The following is a 16,569-nucleotide window of genomic DNA, read 5'->3' as shown; positions in this document are numbered from 1 at the left end:
GGGCGTACGGCTGGCGAGGCAGGCGGTCAGCCCGCGAAGCGGGATCCGCCGGCCGCCAGGGCGGGCTCCGGGCGCACGGGGCCGTCGAGAAGGGGACGGAGCGCCTCGGCGCGGCGCGCCGGGTCCGTCTCGGCGAGGATCGCCGAGAGGAGCGCGATGCGCGCCTGGCCCGCCCGGAGCGTGCCGGTGAGCAGCGCGCCGGCCGCGACGAGGTCGACCGCTCCGCCCCCGGTGTAGATCTCGGCGACGGGGCCGGCGGGGACCCTGGTCGTCACGGCGACGAGGACGCCCTGGGCCACCGCGTCGGCGACGGCGGCGGCTATCTCCGGGGTGGCGTTCCCCGCACCGGTCGCGACGAGGACGACGCCCTGCGCGCCGGCGGCGACGGCGGCGTTCAGGAGCAGCGGGTCGCCGTCGGAGTGGTGGGTGACGATGTCGACGCGCGGCAGGGTCTCGTACGGCTCCCCCGGCGCGTCCTCGGCCGCGTACGCGGCCTTGGGCAGCGGCAGGGGGGTGGAGCGGTCGGGCAGGCGCTGGATGTGGACCTGGCTGAAGCCGACCTTGCCGAGCGGCTGCTCGGAGGGGTCCGAGAAGGCGTCGACGGTGAGCGTCTGGGTCTTCACGGTGCCGCGCGCGGCGTGGACGAGGCCGTCGAAGGCGATGAGCACGCCGAGGCCGCGCACGCTCGCGGCGACCTGCAGGGCGTCGCAGAGGTTGCCGGGGCCGTCGCCGTCGGCGGTTCCGAGCGGCCGCTGGGCGCCGGTCAGCACGACCGGGCGCGGGTCGTCGTGGTGGAGGTCGAGCAGGAAGGCGGTCTCTTCCAGGGTGTCGGTGCCGTGCGTGATCACGATCCCGTCGACACCCGGGTCGGCCAGCGTCTCGTGGACCGCGCGCAGCAGGGTGAGCTGACGGCGGGTGGTCATACGGGAGCTGTTGACGTTGAACAGGTCCACGACCTCGACGGCGATGCCCTCGGGGAGCGCGGCGGTGGCCAGGACGTCGTCGCCGGGCGCGTCGGCGGCGTAACCGGTGCCTTGCCAGCGACTGGCGATGGTTCCGCCGGTGCTGAGGAGAACGATCCGCCGGGTCCGGTCGTCGCGCGTCATGGAAGTCTGCCTCGGTGGGGTCGTGGTGCGGTGGTCCAGAAGACGTACAGCTGTTCGGCCGCCCGTCGTCGCCGAAACAATAGGACAGTCGCCGCGCAACGCGATTGCGAAGTTCGCTCGGCTGACGCTTGCGCACGGTGCGATGATTGCGTGATGGACCGGATCGATCGAAGCATCTTGCGTGAGCTCCAGGACGATGGGCGGCTCACCAATCTGGAGCTCGCCCAGCGGATCGGGCTGAGCGCCTCGGCGTGCATGCGCCGGGTCCGCCAGCTGGAGCAGGACGGGGTGATCCAGGGCTACCGCGCCGTCATCGCGCCGGAGGCCGTGGGCCGCGCCTTCGAGGTCCTGGTCTCGATCGAGGTGCGGCGTGACCGCGACACGGTCCAGGCGTTCGAAGAGGCGCTCCAGGACATCCCGGACGTCATCGAGGCCTACCGCCTGTTCGGCAGCCCCGGCTGCCTGCTGCGTATCGCGGTCGCCGACCTGGCCGCGTACGAGCAGCTGTGGATCGAGCGCCTGACCTCACTGGCGGGCGTGACCGAGGTCAATTCGCAGATCATCATGAAGCGCGTCAAGGAGGACCGGGGTCTGCCGATCGCCCGCTGAGCCCTCGCCGAGAACGAACCCTCGCCGAGAACGCCTCGGCGGCGCGGCACCGCGGTGCGCGCCGTGATCCGCGGCGCCGTGTCGCGCGCCGTGATCCGCAGGCGTCCCGCCTGAGCCGGCCGCCCCGCCGCGTGAGGGGAGCGTCCCGGCTCAGGCGGGGTGAGGCTAGGGAAGGAGTTCGTCCAGGGAAGCGCGGCCCTTCTCCGCCATACGGCGTTCCGCCCAGGCCAGGTTCTTCGGACTCACGTCACGACCGGAGGCGAGGACCAGGTCCTCCGCCGTGAACTCGCCCTCCGACCCGGCATGCAGAAGGCTGTCGGGCGTCGGGCTCTCCCCCGGAGATGTCTTCTCGGACTCAGCGTTCATGCCGCCTCCTAGTTCTTCCGGCACTGGCCATTGTCCTGGCCAGTGCCCTGTCGCGCATCCGGGCCCGGTGGCACGGAGCCTCGCACCAGCGCGGCGGCCTCCTTCAACGGCAGACGGCCGCCCTCCCCGTACCGCCGCGCGAAGGCCCGCGGGTCGAGGACCGCGCGCAGGGCGCGCTCGGCGCGATCCCTGACGGACGCCTCGGTCCGTGCCGTGAGGGGCAGGAAACCGACGCCGCCGGCGGTGGCACTCAGGGCGTCGTACGCCCCGAGGAGCCGTGCCCCGTCCTCGGCGGAGCCCGGCGTGCCGAGACCGGCCCGGGACCAGGCGGCCGTCGCGAACTGGCTGACCACGAGATACGGGGCCACCAGATAGGCCAGTTTCTCCAGCGCCTCGACGGCGCGGGCGAGCTGTCCGGCCGCCTCCTCGTAGGCACCGTCCAGGCAGTCGAGCCAGCCCCGCACGCCGCGCACCGCGCCGGTGAAGAGGTCGGGGGTCGCCTCGCTGAACTCCTGCTCGGCGAGCCGGAGCTGTTCGCGGGCGAGCGCCGTCCGTCCGGAGCTTCCGTAGCACTGGGCGAGCAGGAGCCGGGCCGTGCTCACCGCCTCCGTACCGCACTCCCCCGCCTCCTCGGCCGCCGCCACGAGGAGGCGCTCGGCGTCCGAGCGCGCGGCCTCGTCGATGGCCAGCCGCAGCCGTACGTCGGCGAGCCGGGCCTTGAAGACGGGAACCTGGGTGCGGGCGCCGAGCCGGGCCGCGCCGGTCATGGCACGTTCGTAGTCGGCGGCCGCGTCGGCGAGCCGGCCCGCCCGCTCGTACGCCTCGCCTCGGGCGGCGAGGGACTCGGCGACGCCCCACGCGTCCTGGACGGCCTCGAAGAGCGTGAGCGCCTGGTCGGCGTCGTCGGGGCGCTTGCCCAGGCACTTGGCCCGCATCAGGAACGTGAAGGCGAGTTCCCACTCCCCGCCGTGGACACGGCAGGCGTCGACGGCGGCCTCCAGCGTCTCGCCCAGGCTCGTGAACTCGCCCGTCATCAGCCGCGCGAAGAACCACATGGAGCCCGGCTGGCGACAGTTCTGCGGCATGCCCGGGCGGTAGGCGGAGACGATGGCGCGGAGCCGCTCACGGGTCTCGGGCCGCTCCAGGTCGGTGGGTCCCTCGCAGGCGAGGACCACGAGCCGGCAGCCGCGCCGGGCCTCCCACAGCTGCTCCTCCTTCCACGGCGGCGGGGCGCCGGTGGGGGGCTCGGTGAGGGGTACGGCGTGACGCACCGGCGTGGCGAATGGATCGGGGCCGAGGGCGGCGGCCGCCATGGACCAGGTCAGGGCGTCGGACTGGCGGACACGGAGCTGCCAGAACCAGCTCATCGACAGGACGACGCAGAGCGCCTCCTGCTCCTCCCCCAGCGCGACGGCGGTCCGCAGGGCGGTGGTCACGTTGTCGTGCTCGCGTTCGAAGCACCGGAGCCAGTGCTGTTGTCCGGGCCCGCGGAGCAGCGCGTCGCCGCGGCGGGCGAGCTCCCGGTAGTGGACCAGGTGGCGTCGTTCGGTGGCCTCCCGGTCACCGGCCTCGTCGAGCCGCTCGGCCGCGTACTCGGCGACCGTCTCCAGGAGGTGGTAGCGCATGGCACCGCCGTCGGCGGGCGCGGCGACGACGAGCGACTTGTCGACGAGGGAACCGAGCAGGCCGAGGACGTCGAGGTCGTCGGCGCCCAAGCGGTCGTCGCGGTCGTGGCGCGTGTCGGGGCTCGCGCACACCGCCTCCACCGCTTCGAGGTCGCAGCCGCCCGTGAAGACGGACAGGCGGCGCAGCACGGCGCGTTCCGGCTCGTCGAGGAGGTCCCAGGACCAGTCGACGACCGCGCGGAGGGTCTGTTGACGGGGCAGGACCGTGCGGGCGCCCGAGGTGAGCAGACGGAAGCGGTCGTCGAGCCGGTCCACGATCTGACGAGGGGTCAGGAGCCGTAGTCGCGCCGCCGCGAGTTCGATCGCGAGCGGCAGACCGTCGAGACGCCTGCAGATCTCCGCGCACGCCTCGGGATCGTCCTCGGGAGCGAACCCCGGCCGGGCGTCCCGGCCCCGCGCCGCCAGCAACCGCAGGGCGCTGTCCGGCGTCAGCGGCTCCACCGGCCGCACCGTCTCCCCCGGTACGCCGAGGGGTTCGCGGCCCGTCGCGAGCACCGTCACGCCGGGGCACCGCGCCAACAGGTGCTCCACCAGGCCCGCCACCGCGTCCACGACATGCTCGCAGTTGTCGAGCAGGAGGAGCATCCGCCTGGCGGCGCAGTGCTCGACGAGCCGCCCGAGCGGGTCGCGCGCGGTCGTCTCCACGGCCGCCGCCCCGTTCCACATCTGCGTCTCGCGCGCGCCCAGCGCGGTCAGCACGGCCTCGGGAACGTCCGCCCCCTCGCGTACGGAGGCGAGTTCGGCGACCCGTACCTCCTCCGGCCGCCCTTGGGCCTGGGCCGCCTCCAGGGCGAGCCGGGTCTTCCCCACGCCTCCGGGACCGAGCAGAGTGACGAGCCTTCGGTGCGCCAAGTCGTCGGTCAGGGCGGCGAGTTCCCTCTCGCGGCCGATGAAGGAGGTGAGCCGGGCGGGAAGGAGTGGACGCCGAGGGGCGAGCTCGGGGCCGGCGGCGCCGTCACCGGCGAGCAGCCGCGCGTGGAGCTCCCGCAGTTCGGGGCCCGGGTCGGTGCCCAGGCGTTCCGCGAGAACCGTACGGACCTCGTCGTACGCCTGGAGCGCCTCGGCCGCGCGGCCTGCCGCGCGCAGCGCCCGGATACGCAGGGCCTGAACGGTCTCGTCGAGCGGGTGCTCGGCGGCGAGGGCGGCCAGAGGGGCGAGGGCGGACCGGGCCCGGCCGAGGGCCACGTCGGCGGCGAGGCGGTCGCGGCGCGCCTGCGTGTGCCGCTGCTCGGTCCGGACGACCAGCGGGTCGTCGTCCCGGCCCGGCAGGTCGGCGAGCGCCGGCCCCCGCCACAGGGCGAGCGCCTCGTCGAGGAGCCGGGCCGCCTTCTCCGCCTCCCCCGCCCCGAGCGCGGCGGCCCCGTCGGCGGCCAGCCGCTCGAACAGGTACAGGTCCACGTCGTCCGGGGCGGCGGCGAGACGGTACCCGCCGGGTGTCGACACCACGGCCTCCCGCCCCAGGGTCCGGCGCAGCCGTCCCACGAGGGCCTGCAGCGCCGCCGTACCGTCCTGGGGCGGCGTGTCCGGCCAGATCCGGGCGACCAGCTCGCCCGTGCCGACGCCACGGCCGACCGCGGCGGCCAGAGCGGCCACCAGGGACCGGAGCCGGGCGCCTCCGATGACGGCCTCACCGCCGTCCGCCCGGAGGGCCTGGCTGGGACCGAGAACGCGGTAGGACGGCATCACCAGCCCATTCTCCCCCGCGGCGGTACCGACTCCGCTCTCCAGCCGGGGGGCCGACTCCGCTCCCTCGGGTTCGCCCCCGTACCGTCCGCCAGGCTCCTGCCCGCTCCTGCCCGCTTCTTCCCGCTCCTGCCGGCCAGAGCGCCGCACCCGCACCGGCACCCGCAAGCACCAGCACCGCACCCGTCAAAACTCCCGCGGCGCGCCGTGTCGCCGCCATGGCGTCGGGGGGACCCGGGTTCGACAATGGGGAGGATGACCGACGACGACCGGCGCACCCGCAGTGGCGAGATCGGGCCGACCGAGCGGCTCGCCATGAATCGCACCGGCAGCTTCGACTGGGATCTCGACACGGGCACCATCGATGTCGACGAGGCCGGGCTGCTGGTCTTCGGGCTGGAACCGGACCGGTTCGACGGGCGGCCCGCCTCGCTCGTCCAGCGGCTCGCCCCCGAGGAGCGAGGCGATCTCGACGCGGTGATCCGGCATGCGATCACCAGCGGCCAGTCCTCGTACACCGCCCAATTCAGGATCGAGCGGGACGACGGAACACCCCAGTGGACGCACGTACAGGCGCGGATCCTGCGGCAGGCGGACGGGCTGGCGCACCGGATCGTCGGCATCGTGCGGGACACCACCGCCGAGGTCACCCACTCCGCCTTCGTCCTGGAGCTGGAGAAGCGCCGCGCGGTGCAGACCAGCATCGTCGAGCGGACCACGCACGCCCTGTCCCGGGCGGTGACCGTCGACGACGTCACGGCCGCCCTGACCGGGCCCGGCGGGCTCGCCCGGCTCGGGGCGGACGGCCTCGCGCTCGGGCTGGTGGAGAACGGTTCGCTCAACATCATCGCGCTCAGCGGGGAGTCCCTGGACGTCCTGAACGACTTCCGTTCCCGCCGTCTCGACCGGGGGCTGCCGCTGGCCGACGCCGTGCTGAGCGGGCGGCCACGGTTCGTGTCCTCGTTCCCCACCCTCGGGCGGGACTTCCCCGAGCTCGCGCCGTACGTCGGCCAGCTGAGGTTCAAGGCCGCCTGCTATCTGCCCCTGGTCGCCCAGGCCCGCTCGCTCGGCGGCATGGCGCTGTTCTACCGGGGCCGTACCTCCTTCAACGCCGACGAGCGCAATCTCGCGCTCGGCCTCGCCGCGATCGTCGCCCAGTCCCTCCAGCGCGCCCTTCTCTTCGACGAGGAGCGTGAGCTCGCCACCGGGCTGCAGGAGACGATGCTGCCCCGCCGCATCCCGGAGATCACCGGCGGCGAGATCGCCGTCCGCTACCACGCGGCGTGGAGCGGGCGGCAGGTCGGCGGCGACTGGTACGACGTCATCCCGCTGCCGCGCGGCCGGGTCGGCATCGTGGTGGGCGACGTCCAGGGCCACGACACCCACGCGGCCGCCATCATGGGCCAGTTGCGGATCGCGCTGCGGGCGTACGCGGGTGAGGGCCACGCCCCCTCGACCGTGCTGGCCCGGGCCTCCCGCTTCCTCGCCGAGCTCGACACCAATCGGTTCGCGACCTGCACCTACGCCCAGGTGGACCTGACCGGCGGCACCGTACGCGCCGTGCGGGCCGGGCACCTCGGGCCGCTGATCCGGCACACCGACGGCCGGGTCGGGCATCCGAAACTGCGCGGCGGCCTGCCGCTCGGGCTTGCGACCGTGTTCGGGGACGAGGAGTTCCCGGAGACCCGGCTCGATCTCGTACCGGGCGAGACGCTGGTGCTGTACACGGACGGGCTGGTGGAACAGCCGGGCTCCGACATCGAGACAGGTGTCACGGCGCTCGCCGAGGCCATGAGGAGCGGACCGCCGCAGGCGGAGGCGCTCGCGGACCACCTCTCCGAGCGCCTGTGGGAACGATGGGGCTCGGGGGACGACGTGGCGCTGCTGGTACTGCGGCGCAGCCCCGACCCGGGTACGCCACGGGCCCCGCGCATCCACCAGTACATCCACCAGGCCGATCCACAGGGCCTCTCGGACGCGCGGGCGGCGGTGAGCCAGGCGCTGCGCGACTGGAACATGGACGAACTGGCCGACGATGCCGAGCTTTTGACCGGGGAGCTGCTGGTCAACGTGCTGCTGCACACGGAGGGAGGCGCTGTGCTCACGCTCGAGGTGCTGCCCGAGCCGGTGCGGCGGGTGCGTCTGTCGGTGCAGGACCGTTCGAGCGCGTGGCCCCGTCGGCGTACGCCGGGCGAGGCGGCGACCTCGGGGCGCGGGCTGCTGCTGCTCGACGCGCTGGCGTCCCGGTGGGGGGTGGAGCCGCGCGGCGAGGGCAAGGCGGTGTGGTGCGAGATCGGACCGGGGCCCACGCCGGCGGCGAAGTCGCCGGGCTGACCCGCCCCCGTGAAGGGGCGGAACGAGCGGGGACGGAGGAGGTACACGATGGATCCCGTGGCGGCGCTGGACCGGATCGCCTTTCTGCTGGAGCGCTCGCAGGCGCCCTCGTACCGTGTGCGTGCCTTCCGCACCGCCTCGGCGGCCGTCGCGGCGATGGCGGACGGCGAGGCGGCGAGCCGCGCTGCCGCCGGCACGCTGGAGTCGGTCAAGGGCATCGGGCCGAAGACGGCGGCGGTGGTGCGTGAGGCGCTGGCGGGGCAGGTGCCCGCCTATCTGGCGCGTCTGGAGGAGGAGGTCTCCGGCTCCGTCCCGTCGGCCGGCGGCGGCGAGACGCTGCGGGCGGCGCTGCGCGGCGACTGCCATCTGCACTCCGACTGGTCGGACGGTGGCAGCACGATCGAGGACATGGGGCGTACGGCGGCGGCGCTCGGCCACGACTGGGCCGTCCTCACCGATCACTCGCCGCGGCTCACGGTGGCGCGGGGCCTGTCGCCCGAGCGGCTGCGCGAGCAACTGGACGTGGTGGCCCGGCTGAACGAGGAGTGGGCTCCCTTCCGGCTGCTGACCGGGATCGAGTGCGACATCCTGGTGGACGGCTCGCTCGACCAGGAACCGGAGCTCCTCGAACGGCTCGACGTGGTGGTCGGCTCGGTGCACTCGAAGCTGCGGATGGCCGCGCCCGCGATGACGCGGAGGATGGAGAAGGCGGTACGCAATCCGCTCATGGACGTTCTGGGGCACTGCACGGGCCGGCTGGTGAGCGGAGGGCGGCAGCGGCCGGAGTCGACGTTCGACGCGGAGCGGATCTTCGCCGCGTGCGCCGAGTCCCGGACGGCGGTGGAGATCAACAGCCGTCCGGAGCGCCTCGACCCGCCGCGGAGGCTGCTGCGGCTGGCGGTGGAGGCGGGCGTCCACTTCGCCGTGGACACGGACGCCCATGCGCCGGGGCAGTTGGAGTGGCAGATCTTCGGGTGCGCGCGGGCGGAGGAGTGCGGGGTCCCGGTGGAGCGGGTCATCAACACCTGGTCGGCGGAGGAGCTGCTGGCCTGGACCCGAGGGGAATGAGGGGCCCGAGCCGTTCGGGATCGCGCCGGGAGTCGTCAGGCGCGCGCGCCACCAAGATCAGGAGCGCTGCCAGACCGTGGTCGCATTGCAGAACTCGCGGATTCCGTGGCCGGAGAGCTCACGGCCGTAACCGGAGCGCTTCACGCCGCCGAACGGAAGCGCCGGGTGCGAGGCGGTCATGCCGTTGACGAAGACGCCGCCGGCCTGGAGGTCGCGCACGAAGAACGCGATGTCCTCGTCGTCGCGCGTCCAGACGTTCGAACTGAGTCCGAACGGCGAGTCGTTGGCGACGGCGACGGCCTCCTCGATGTCGGTCACGGGATAGAGGGTGGCGACCGGGCCGAACGCCTCCTCCTGGTGGATGCGCATCTCCGGGGTGATGCCGGTGAGCACCGTGGGGCGGTAGAACCAGCCGCGCGGCCGGTCCTCGGGGCGGCCGCCGCCGCACAGGACCGTGGCGCCCTTCCGTACGGCGTCGTCGACCAGCTCCTCCAGGCCGTCGCGGCCCTGCTCGGTGGCGAGGGGGCCGACGTCGGTGGACTCGTCGAGCGGGTCGCCGACGACCAGGGCCTCCATGGCGGCGGTGAACCGTTCGGCGAAGTGGTCGTAGACGTCCTGGTGGACGATGAACCGTTTGGCGGCGATGCACGACTGGCCGTTGTTCTGCACGCGCGCGGTGACGGCGGTCTTCACGGCCCGCGTCAGGTCGGCGGAGGGCATGACGATGTACGGGTCGCTGCCGCCGAGCTCCAGGACGGTCTTCTTGACCTCGTCCCCCGCGATCGCGGCGACCGAGCGGCCCGCCGGCTCGCTGCCGGTCAGCGTGGCCGCGGCGATCCGGTGGTCGCGCAGGACGGCCTCGACGGAGCCGGAGCCGATGAGCAGGGTCTGGAAGCAGCCCTCGGGGAAGCCGGCGCGGCGGAAGAGGTCACCGAGGTAGAGGGCGGTCCTGGGGACGTTGGAGGCGTGCTTGAGGAGGCCGGTGTTGCCGGCCATCAGCGCGGGCGCGGCGAACCGGATCACCTGCCACAGCGGGAAGTTCCACGGCATCACGGCGAGGATCGTGCCGAGCGGCCGGTAGTGGACACGGGCGGAGTCGGCGCCGGAGTCGCGGACGTCGGCCTCGGCCGGATGCTCGTCGGCGAGGAGCTCCTCGGCGTGATCGGCGTACCAGCGCATGGCCTTGGTGCACTTCGCCGCCTCGGCACGGGCGGCGGCGATCGGCTTGCCCATCTCGGTCGTCATCGTGTGGGCGACGTCCTCGGCGTCCTCGTCGAGCAGATCGGCGGCCCGGCGCATCAGCCGGGCGCGCTCGGAGAAGGAGGTGGTGCGGTAGTGCCGGAACGTGTCGTACGCGGCGGCGACGCGGCGTTCGACCTCCTCGTGCCCGTGGGTGTCGTAGGTGCGCAGTGTTTCGCCCGTCGTGGGATTCACGGTGGCGATACCCATGTCGTCTCCTCCTGCCGTCCTCCCCACGGGAACCCTCCCGCGTGCGGAGGCGTGACGCAATCGGGGGCGGTGCGCGGGGGTGAAGGGCGGGGCGGTCAGGAGTGTCGGGCGTGGCCGTCAGAGGTGACGGGCGGGGCGTCAGGGGTGGCGGGCGACCGTCGTCCAGGTGAGCGCTCCGGAGAGGTGGGCGCGGAAGGTGTCGTCCTCGTACGCCTCGGCGGCGTGGCCCAGCGCCGTGAAGAAGACGCGGCCGCGGCCCACTTCACGGCACCACACCAGGGGGTGGTCCGCGCCCAGTGTGCCGCCTCGGTACGTGGATTCGTCCGCCGTCGCCAGGACGCGTACGCCCGCTCCTCGCGGGTTCGACGTGAAGTTGTACCACTCGTCCGTCCACGCCCACCGCGTGGGCGGCGCGGCCATGGCCGGGTGGTCGTGGGTCTCCGCGCACACGACGCCCGGCTGGATCTCCGGGTGGCCGGCGAACCGGGTGCCGAGGAGGTCCCCGTAGAAGGGCCAGTCCGGTTCGGCGTTGGCCGCCGCGTGGATCGCGAGGAAGCCCCCGCCGCCTCGGAGGTACGTCTCGAAGGCCGTACGGGCCTCCGGGGTCAGGACCGTGCCGGTCGTCGACAGGAAGACCACGGCCGCGCACCGCTCCAGGCGCGCCGGAGTGAACACCGACGGGTCCTCCGTCAGCTCCGCGGCGAACCCCGCGGCGCGGGCCAGTTCCCCGAGGGCGGCCGCGCCGGCCGGAATGGAGTCATGGCGGTAGCCCGCTGTGCGGGTGTAGACGAGGACGTCCGTTGTCGGCACGAGGCAGGCTCCTGGGCACGAGGCAGCAAGCAGGGAGTAAGCGCTTTCTCCGGTGTGGAGGACCGTAACCAGCTCCCTCTCCCTCCGCAAGGCCCGTCCACCCTCCTCGCGCCGCGCGCGGATCAGGACGGCGGCACCGTGCCCTCCGAGCCGGTGACGGACTCGCTCACGTCCTGTCGTTCTCCTGCGTGGTGCGCGTCGTCGCCTCCAACAGCGGGGCGAGGAAGTCCCGTTCGAGGCTGCCCGGCGGTACCTCCTCGGGCTCGACGTAGCTCTGCGCGAGTCCGCCCTCGCGCAGGGCGATCAGGACGCGGGCGAACCGGTCGGCGTCCACGGTCAGTTCGCGTCCCGCCCGGCGCAGCACGTCCTTAAGGCCGCGGGCGATCTCGGCCCGCAGCCGCGCGTCGTGGCGGGCGAGAACCCAGGCCGCCTGCGGATCGCGGATGGCGTGCAGGGTGAACTCCGTACTGATCAGGTACCAGTCCCGCTCGTCGGGCTCGACGCGTGAGGCGAGTTCGGCCACCCGCTCCAGGGTGTACTCCTCGGCGGCGAGCGCGTCGACCGCCTCCGCCAGCCGGCGCACGGTCCGCTCGCTGTGCTCGTCGAAGAGGGCGAGGAAGAGCTCTTCCTTGCTCGCGAAGTTCGAGTAGTACGCACCCCGGGTGTAGCCGGCGCGCTCGCAGATCTGCTCGATGGTGGTGGCGTGGAAACCGTGCTCGGCGAAGGTCTCCAGAGCCGCTTTCAGCAGGGCGGCCCGGGTCCTGGGCCGACGCTTGGTGACACCCTTCGGCACGGGTGGGCCCTCCTTGTCCACGATCGACCCGCCCACGATACCGGCGCCTCGCCCAGGCACGGAGCGGCTCCGGAGGATAAGATTCACGCATGGGAGAGCGGCCCGTCGTGCCCGCCGCCGCACCCGAGCTGGTCCTCGAGATCGACGGGGACGCGACAGTGATGAGTCCAAGCCGGGTCTACCGCATCGGGCGCGACCCCACCAGTGACATCGTGCTCGCGGACGCCCGGGCGTCGTGGCACCACGCGGTGCTGCGGGCGGAGGGCGGCCACTGGACGCTGGAGGACGAGGGCAGTACGAACGGCACGTTCGCGGACAGCCGCCGCGTCCGCGCGCTACGCGAGGTCGGCCCCGGCACGGTCATCCGGTTCGCCCACCCCGGCGACGGCCCCCGCGCCGTCCTCTCCGCCGGCTCCTCCGGCGCGGCGCCGGTACGTGAGCCGGCACCCCCGAGGCCGGTACGGGAGCCGGAGCCGCCACCCCCCGTACGCGACCCCGAGCCACCGCCGCCCGTACGCCAACCCGAGCCACCGCCCCCCGTACGCGCCCCCGAGCCACCGCCCCCCGTACGCGCCCCCGAGCCCCCGCCGCCCGTGCAGGAAGCCGGCCCTCCGGCCCCCGGGCGCGAGCCTCCGCCGCCCGTACGCGAGCCCCAGCCCCCCGCTCGCGAGGCCGAGCCACCGCCGCCCGGGCCGCCGGGACCGGGGCCGCATCCGTCGCCCGTACCCCCGCCGGTGCCGGCCCCCGAGCCGCCCGCGCCCGCGCCGCCGCGGACACCGCCCCGGCCCTCGTCCGTCTCGCACCCCGCCGCCACCGGAACGTTCCGGCAGCCGACGTCCGTCCGTCCCCTCCCCACCCGGACCGTACGGATCGGCCGCGCCCCCGACAACGACCTCGTCATCGACGACCTGGTCGTCTCCCGCCACCACGCCGAGCTGCGCGCCCGCGCGGACGGCACGTACTGGATCCACGACGTCGGCAGTCACAACGGCACCTTCCTCAACGGCGCTCCCGTCGTCGACGCCCGGGTGACCCCGGACGACATCGTCGGCATCGGGCACGCCGCCTTCTGCCTCATCGGGGACAAGCTCGTCGAGTTCACGGACACCGGCGAGGTCTCCCTCGACGTGCAGGATCTCGCCGTCACCGTCGACCACGGGCGCAAGACCCTCCTCGACGGGGTCTCCTTCCCGGTCGGACAGAAGTGCCTGCTGGCCGTGGTCGGGCCCTCCGGCGCGGGCAAGTCCACCCTCCTCGGCGCGCTCACCGGTCAGCGGCCCGCCGACCGCGGCACGGTCCTGTACGACGGCCGGGACCTCTACCGCGACTACGCCGAGCTGCGCCAGCGCATCGGACTCGTCCCGCAGGACGACATCCTGCACCTGCAGCTCACCGTCCGCAGGGCCCTCGGCTACGCCGCCGAGCTGCGCTTCCCCGAGGACACCGCGCGGGCCGAACGCCGGGCGCGGGTCGAGGAGGTCATCGGGGAACTCGGTCTGGCCGAGCGGGCGGACCAGCCCATCCACAGTCTCTCCGGCGGCCAGCGCAAACGGGTCAGCGTGGCCCTGGAGCTGCTCACCAAGCCCTCGCTCCTCTTCCTCGACGAGCCGACGTCCGGCCTCGACCCGGGCATGGACCGCTCGGTGATGCACATGCTGCGCGGGCTCGCCGACGACGGCCGTACGGTCATCGTCGTCACGCACAGCGTGCTGAGCCTGGACGTCTGCGACCGGCTGCTCGTGCTCGCGCCCGGCGGCCGGGTCGCCTACTACGGGCCGCCCGGCGAGAGCCTCGGCTTCTTCGGCTACGAGCAGTGGCCGGAGGCGTTCGAGGCGTTCGAGAACGAGCGCGACCGTGACTGGGCGGGGCGGTACAGCTCCTCGCACCTCCACCGCCGCTACGTCTCCGACGTGATGGACCGGACCGCCCTGCCCCGCTCCGGCGCCCCGCCGGAGCCCGGCCCGCCACCGAAGGCGCAGAGCTGGGGCGCCCAGCTCCGGACCCTGATACGCCGCTACGCGGCCGCGCTCAGCGCCGACCGCACGTTCCTGGCCATCATGGTCGCCCTGCCGTTCGTGATGGGGGCGATGGCCCGGGCGCTGTCCGAGGGCAGCCTCAACCCCGAGTCCACGATGAACGTGCTGCTCATCCTCTGTGTCGGCGGGGTGCTCACGGGAGCGGCCAACGCGGTGCGCGAGCTGGTCAAGGAGCGCACGATCTACCGCCGGGAGAGAGCCGTCGGCCTGTCGCGTTCCGCGTACCTCCTGTCGAAGGTCATCGTCCTGGGTCTGATCACGGTCGTGCAGGCGGTGGTGCTCACCCTGGTCGCGCTGATCGGTGTGCCGCTGAACGTGCCGGACGGCAAGGGTGTGCTGTTCCCGCCGCTGGTGGAGCTGACGCTGGCGGTGGCGCTGCTCTCCTTCACCGCGATGATGCTCGGTCTGTTCGTCTCCGCCCTGGTGCGCAAGGAGGAGGTGACCATGCCGCTGCTCGTGCTGCTCGCCATCGTGCAGGTGGTGTTCTGCGGGGCGCTGCTGACCGTGCACGGATCGCTCGTCCTGGAGCAGCTGGCGTGGCTGGTGCCGGCGCGGTGGGCGTTCGCCGCGATGGGCGCGACGATCGACATCGGGCGGACCGCACCGAGCGAGAAGACGTCCGATCCGCTGCTCGACCACACCCTGGGCGCGTGGGTGTTCGACATGGGAATGCTGGTGGTGCTCTGTCTCGTCCTGGGGTTCGTCGTCGCCCGGCTGCTGCGCCGCCGCGAGCCGGTGATCATGCGGAAGTAGCCCTTCTCGAACGCTTCGGAAAGGCAGGTGGCGCATGGGGTTCACGGTCACTCCCCCGGTGCCGGAGTACGTCTCCGACTTCCGGCCGACGCATGTCGTGCCGCGCGACGGGCTGCCCGCCTGGGAGGCGCCCGATCCGGGGCTGCCGACGGAGCCGCTCGACCCGTTCCTGCCGGTGGAGCTGGCGGAGCGGCTCGGCGACTGGGGACGGATCGTGTGCTCCAACGGCTGGTCCGCCTGGGTCGACGCCCGGCTGCTTGTCTCCGTGCCCGTGGATCCCCCGGCGGCCCGCCGGCCGCTCGCCAGGACGGCGGACCCCCGGCCGCTGATCGCCCGCGTCGAGGAGTCGCTCGGCCGCTACCGGCGGGCGGCGGAGGAGCTGGCGGCCGGGCGCGTCGACGGTGAGTCGTTCCGGCGCCGTACGCGCGGACTGCGGGTGGGCATGGTGGTCGACGGCGAGTCGCTCTGGCTGTACGACGCCGAGCACGAGCGGTGGGTGTACTGCGACGGGACCGTTCTCGGCACGTACGCGGCCTCGGCCGCGCCGTCGGTGGTCTCGTCCTTCCCGGCCGGGGAGCCACGCCCCGCGGCCGCAGGGCACGATCCGACCCAGGTGGTGCCGCGGATCGAGCAGGAGGGCGGGCAGCGGGCGGCGGAGCCCGCCGGTCCGCCGCCCACGCAGGTGGTGGACCGGTTCTCGATGCCGGGTGAGGACGAGAACTGATGGCCGGGGCCACCCGCGACACGGACCTGCCCGCCGGCCGCGAGTCGGGGCTCATCGGCAAGCGGATCGCCGGCTACGAGGTGCTGGGCGAGATCGGGCGCGGCGGGATGGCGGTCGTGTACCGGGCGCGGGACGTGAGACTGGAGCGGACCGTGGCGCTCAAGCTTCTGGCGCCCGAACTCGCCCGCAACGACACCTTCCGCAAGAGGTTCGCGCACGAGTCGCGGGTGGCCGCCGCGATCGACCATCCGCACATCGTGCCCGTCTTCGAGGCGGGCGAGACGGAAGGCGTGCTGTACATCGCGATGCGGTACGTCGCCGGGCAGGACCTGCGGGCGCTCCTGGACCGCGAGGGCGCGCTGCCGTCGGCGAAGGCCGGGCGGATCGCCGTACAGGTGGCTTCGGCGCTGGACGCGGCGCACGCGCACGACCTGGTGCACCGCGATGTGAAGCCGGGGAACATCCTGGTCGCCGAGGGGACCGACCGGGACCATCCGGAGCATGTGTACCTCACCGACTTCGGTCTGACGAAGAAGTCGCTGTCGTTGACCGGTCTGACGACGGTCGGGCAGTTCGTGGGCACGCTCGACTACGTGGCGCCCGAGCAGATCTCGGGGAAGCCGGTGGACGGCCGGTGCGACGTGTACAGCCTGGCGTGTGTGGTGTTCGAGACCTTGACGGGCGTGCCGCCGTTCCGCAGGGACGACGACATGGCGCTGCTCTGGGCCCATCAGTACGATCCGCCGCCACCGCTGTCCGCGGAGCGGCCGGGGCTTCCGGAGGAGGCCGACGCGGTGCTCGCGAAGGCGCTAGCGAAGACGCCGGAGGAGCGGTACGGGACGTGCCTGGAGTTCGTGGCCGAGCTACGGGCGTCCCTGCGGCGGGCCGGCGGTCCCGGGCCCGTACACCAGGAGGAGACGCACGGCCCGCGCCCGCCCGAGACTCCGCCGGAGCCGCCGAAGTGGGCGCGGCCGGTGTTCAGGGAGCGCTTCTAGCGGGGCGGGGTCGGCGGGGTTCCTCGAAGGCTTGGCGCCCTCGGTCTAGGGCTTGTCCTCGGTCTAGGTGTTCTGTCCCGGGAGGTTGTGGACGGGTGATGCAGGTCTCGGCTGAGGGATCTTGAATGGGTGAGGGCCTTCCGGGTTCGGTGTGGATT

Annotated in this window: 12 protein-coding genes; 6 read left to right on the top strand and 6 right to left on the bottom strand. The window is 73.5% G+C overall.

Going from position 1 to position 16,569, the window contains the following annotated elements; all coding sequences use genetic code 11:
- Nucleotides 1-26 precede the first annotated feature (26 nt).
- The gene (locus ACIRB4_RS23350; protein ID WP_403294046.1) at nucleotides 27-1,106 is read right to left on the bottom strand and encodes an asparaginase; all 1,080 of its coding nucleotides are present in this window, start codon (nucleotides 1,104-1,106) and stop codon (nucleotides 27-29) included.
- A gap of 153 nt (nucleotides 1,107-1,259) precedes the next feature.
- On the opposite strand from ACIRB4_RS23350, the gene ACIRB4_RS23345 reads away from it, so the two are divergent.
- Entirely contained in the window at nucleotides 1,260-1,715 is a 456-nt protein-coding gene (locus ACIRB4_RS23345; protein ID WP_356892302.1) for an Lrp/AsnC family transcriptional regulator, read from the top strand.
- Nucleotides 1,716-1,880: 165 nt separating this feature from the next.
- Here the strand turns inward: ACIRB4_RS23345 and ACIRB4_RS23340 are convergent, their stop codons facing one another.
- Both ACIRB4_RS23340 and ACIRB4_RS23335 read right to left on the bottom strand, forming a co-directional pair.
- On the bottom strand, nucleotides 1,881-2,081 hold the full coding sequence (locus ACIRB4_RS23340; RefSeq protein ID WP_356892300.1) for a hypothetical protein: 201 nt from the start codon (nucleotides 2,079-2,081) through the stop codon (nucleotides 1,881-1,883).
- Nucleotides 2,082-2,089: 8 nt separating this feature from the next.
- On the bottom strand, nucleotides 2,090-5,449 hold the full coding sequence (locus ACIRB4_RS23335; RefSeq protein ID WP_403294043.1) for an ATP-binding protein: 3,360 nt from the start codon (nucleotides 5,447-5,449) through the stop codon (nucleotides 2,090-2,092).
- Nucleotides 5,450-5,704: 255 nt separating this feature from the next.
- Here ACIRB4_RS23335 and ACIRB4_RS23330 point away from each other — a divergent pair, with 255 nt between their 5' ends.
- On the top strand, nucleotides 5,705-7,783 hold the full coding sequence (locus tag ACIRB4_RS23330; protein ID WP_403294042.1) for a SpoIIE family protein phosphatase: 2,079 nt from the start codon (nucleotides 5,705-5,707) through the stop codon (nucleotides 7,781-7,783).
- Between the two features lie 48 nt (nucleotides 7,784-7,831).
- Nucleotides 7,832-8,851 (top strand): PHP domain-containing protein, encoded by a 1,020-nt coding sequence (locus tag ACIRB4_RS23325; RefSeq protein ID WP_403294041.1) that lies wholly within the window; start codon nucleotides 7,832-7,834, stop codon nucleotides 8,849-8,851.
- Nucleotides 8,852-8,908: 57 nt separating this feature from the next.
- Here the strand turns inward: ACIRB4_RS23325 and ACIRB4_RS23320 are convergent, their stop codons facing one another.
- From ACIRB4_RS23320 to ACIRB4_RS23310, 3 genes are all read right to left on the bottom strand, one after another.
- Nucleotides 8,909-10,300 (bottom strand): NADP-dependent succinic semialdehyde dehydrogenase, encoded by a 1,392-nt coding sequence (locus tag ACIRB4_RS23320; RefSeq protein ID WP_403294040.1) that lies wholly within the window; start codon nucleotides 10,298-10,300, stop codon nucleotides 8,909-8,911.
- 138 nt (nucleotides 10,301-10,438) lie between these two features.
- Nucleotides 10,439-11,110 carry a ThuA domain-containing protein gene (locus tag ACIRB4_RS23315; protein WP_403294039.1) on the bottom strand — a complete coding sequence of 224 codons (672 nt, stop codon included), beginning with the start codon at nucleotides 11,108-11,110 and terminating at the stop codon, nucleotides 10,439-10,441.
- A gap of 166 nt (nucleotides 11,111-11,276) precedes the next feature.
- A complete protein-coding gene (locus ACIRB4_RS23310) occupies nucleotides 11,277-11,903 on the bottom strand; it encodes a TetR/AcrR family transcriptional regulator (RefSeq protein ID WP_403294037.1) in 627 nt (208 codons plus the stop codon).
- Nucleotides 11,904-11,992: 89 nt separating this feature from the next.
- On the opposite strand from ACIRB4_RS23310, the gene ACIRB4_RS23305 reads away from it, so the two are divergent.
- The 3 genes from ACIRB4_RS23305 to ACIRB4_RS23295 are packed head-to-tail and all read left to right on the top strand — an operon-like array spanning nucleotide 11,993 to nucleotide 16,411.
- Complete coding sequence (locus tag ACIRB4_RS23305) at nucleotides 11,993-14,692, top strand: FHA domain-containing protein (protein WP_403294036.1); 2,700 nt, start codon at nucleotides 11,993-11,995, stop codon at nucleotides 14,690-14,692.
- Between the two features lie 34 nt (nucleotides 14,693-14,726).
- Nucleotides 14,727-15,416 (top strand): hypothetical protein, encoded by a 690-nt coding sequence (locus ACIRB4_RS23300; RefSeq protein WP_403294033.1) that lies wholly within the window; start codon nucleotides 14,727-14,729, stop codon nucleotides 15,414-15,416.
- Nucleotides 15,416-16,411, top strand: a complete 996-nt coding sequence (locus tag ACIRB4_RS23295; RefSeq protein WP_403294031.1) for a serine/threonine-protein kinase — start codon at nucleotides 15,416-15,418, stop codon at nucleotides 16,409-16,411. The genes ACIRB4_RS23300 and ACIRB4_RS23295 overlap by 1 nt, the downstream gene beginning before the upstream one ends.
- The last annotated feature ends 158 nt before the right edge of the window (nucleotides 16,412-16,569 follow it).

Source organism: Streptomyces sp. NPDC093600, assembly GCF_044764755.1.
Classification (GTDB): domain Bacteria; phylum Actinomycetota; class Actinomycetes; order Streptomycetales; family Streptomycetaceae; genus Streptomyces.
This window is presented reverse-complemented; position numbering and strand designations above follow the sequence as displayed.

Coding starts and splice junctions, on each gene's coding strand:
- ACIRB4_RS23350 (WP_403294046.1), bottom strand. CDS start 1,106: ATGACGCGCGACGACCGGACCCGGCGGATCGTTCTCCTCAGCACCGGC.
- ACIRB4_RS23345 (WP_356892302.1), top strand. CDS start 1,260: ATGGACCGGATCGATCGAAGCATCTTGCGTGAGCTCCAGGACGATGGG.
- ACIRB4_RS23340 (WP_356892300.1), bottom strand. CDS start 2,081: ATGAACGCTGAGTCCGAGAAGACATCTCCGGGGGAGAGCCCGACGCCC.
- ACIRB4_RS23335 (WP_403294043.1), bottom strand. CDS start 5,449: ATGCCGTCCTACCGCGTTCTCGGTCCCAGCCAGGCCCTCCGGGCGGAC.
- ACIRB4_RS23330 (WP_403294042.1), top strand. CDS start 5,705: ATGACCGACGACGACCGGCGCACCCGCAGTGGCGAGATCGGGCCGACC.
- ACIRB4_RS23325 (WP_403294041.1), top strand. CDS start 7,832: ATGGATCCCGTGGCGGCGCTGGACCGGATCGCCTTTCTGCTGGAGCGC.
- ACIRB4_RS23320 (WP_403294040.1), bottom strand. CDS start 10,300: ATGGGTATCGCCACCGTGAATCCCACGACGGGCGAAACACTGCGCACC.
- ACIRB4_RS23305 (WP_403294036.1), top strand. CDS start 11,993: ATGGGAGAGCGGCCCGTCGTGCCCGCCGCCGCACCCGAGCTGGTCCTC.
- ACIRB4_RS23300 (WP_403294033.1), top strand. CDS start 14,727: ATGGGGTTCACGGTCACTCCCCCGGTGCCGGAGTACGTCTCCGACTTC.
- ACIRB4_RS23295 (WP_403294031.1), top strand. CDS start 15,416: ATGGCCGGGGCCACCCGCGACACGGACCTGCCCGCCGGCCGCGAGTCG.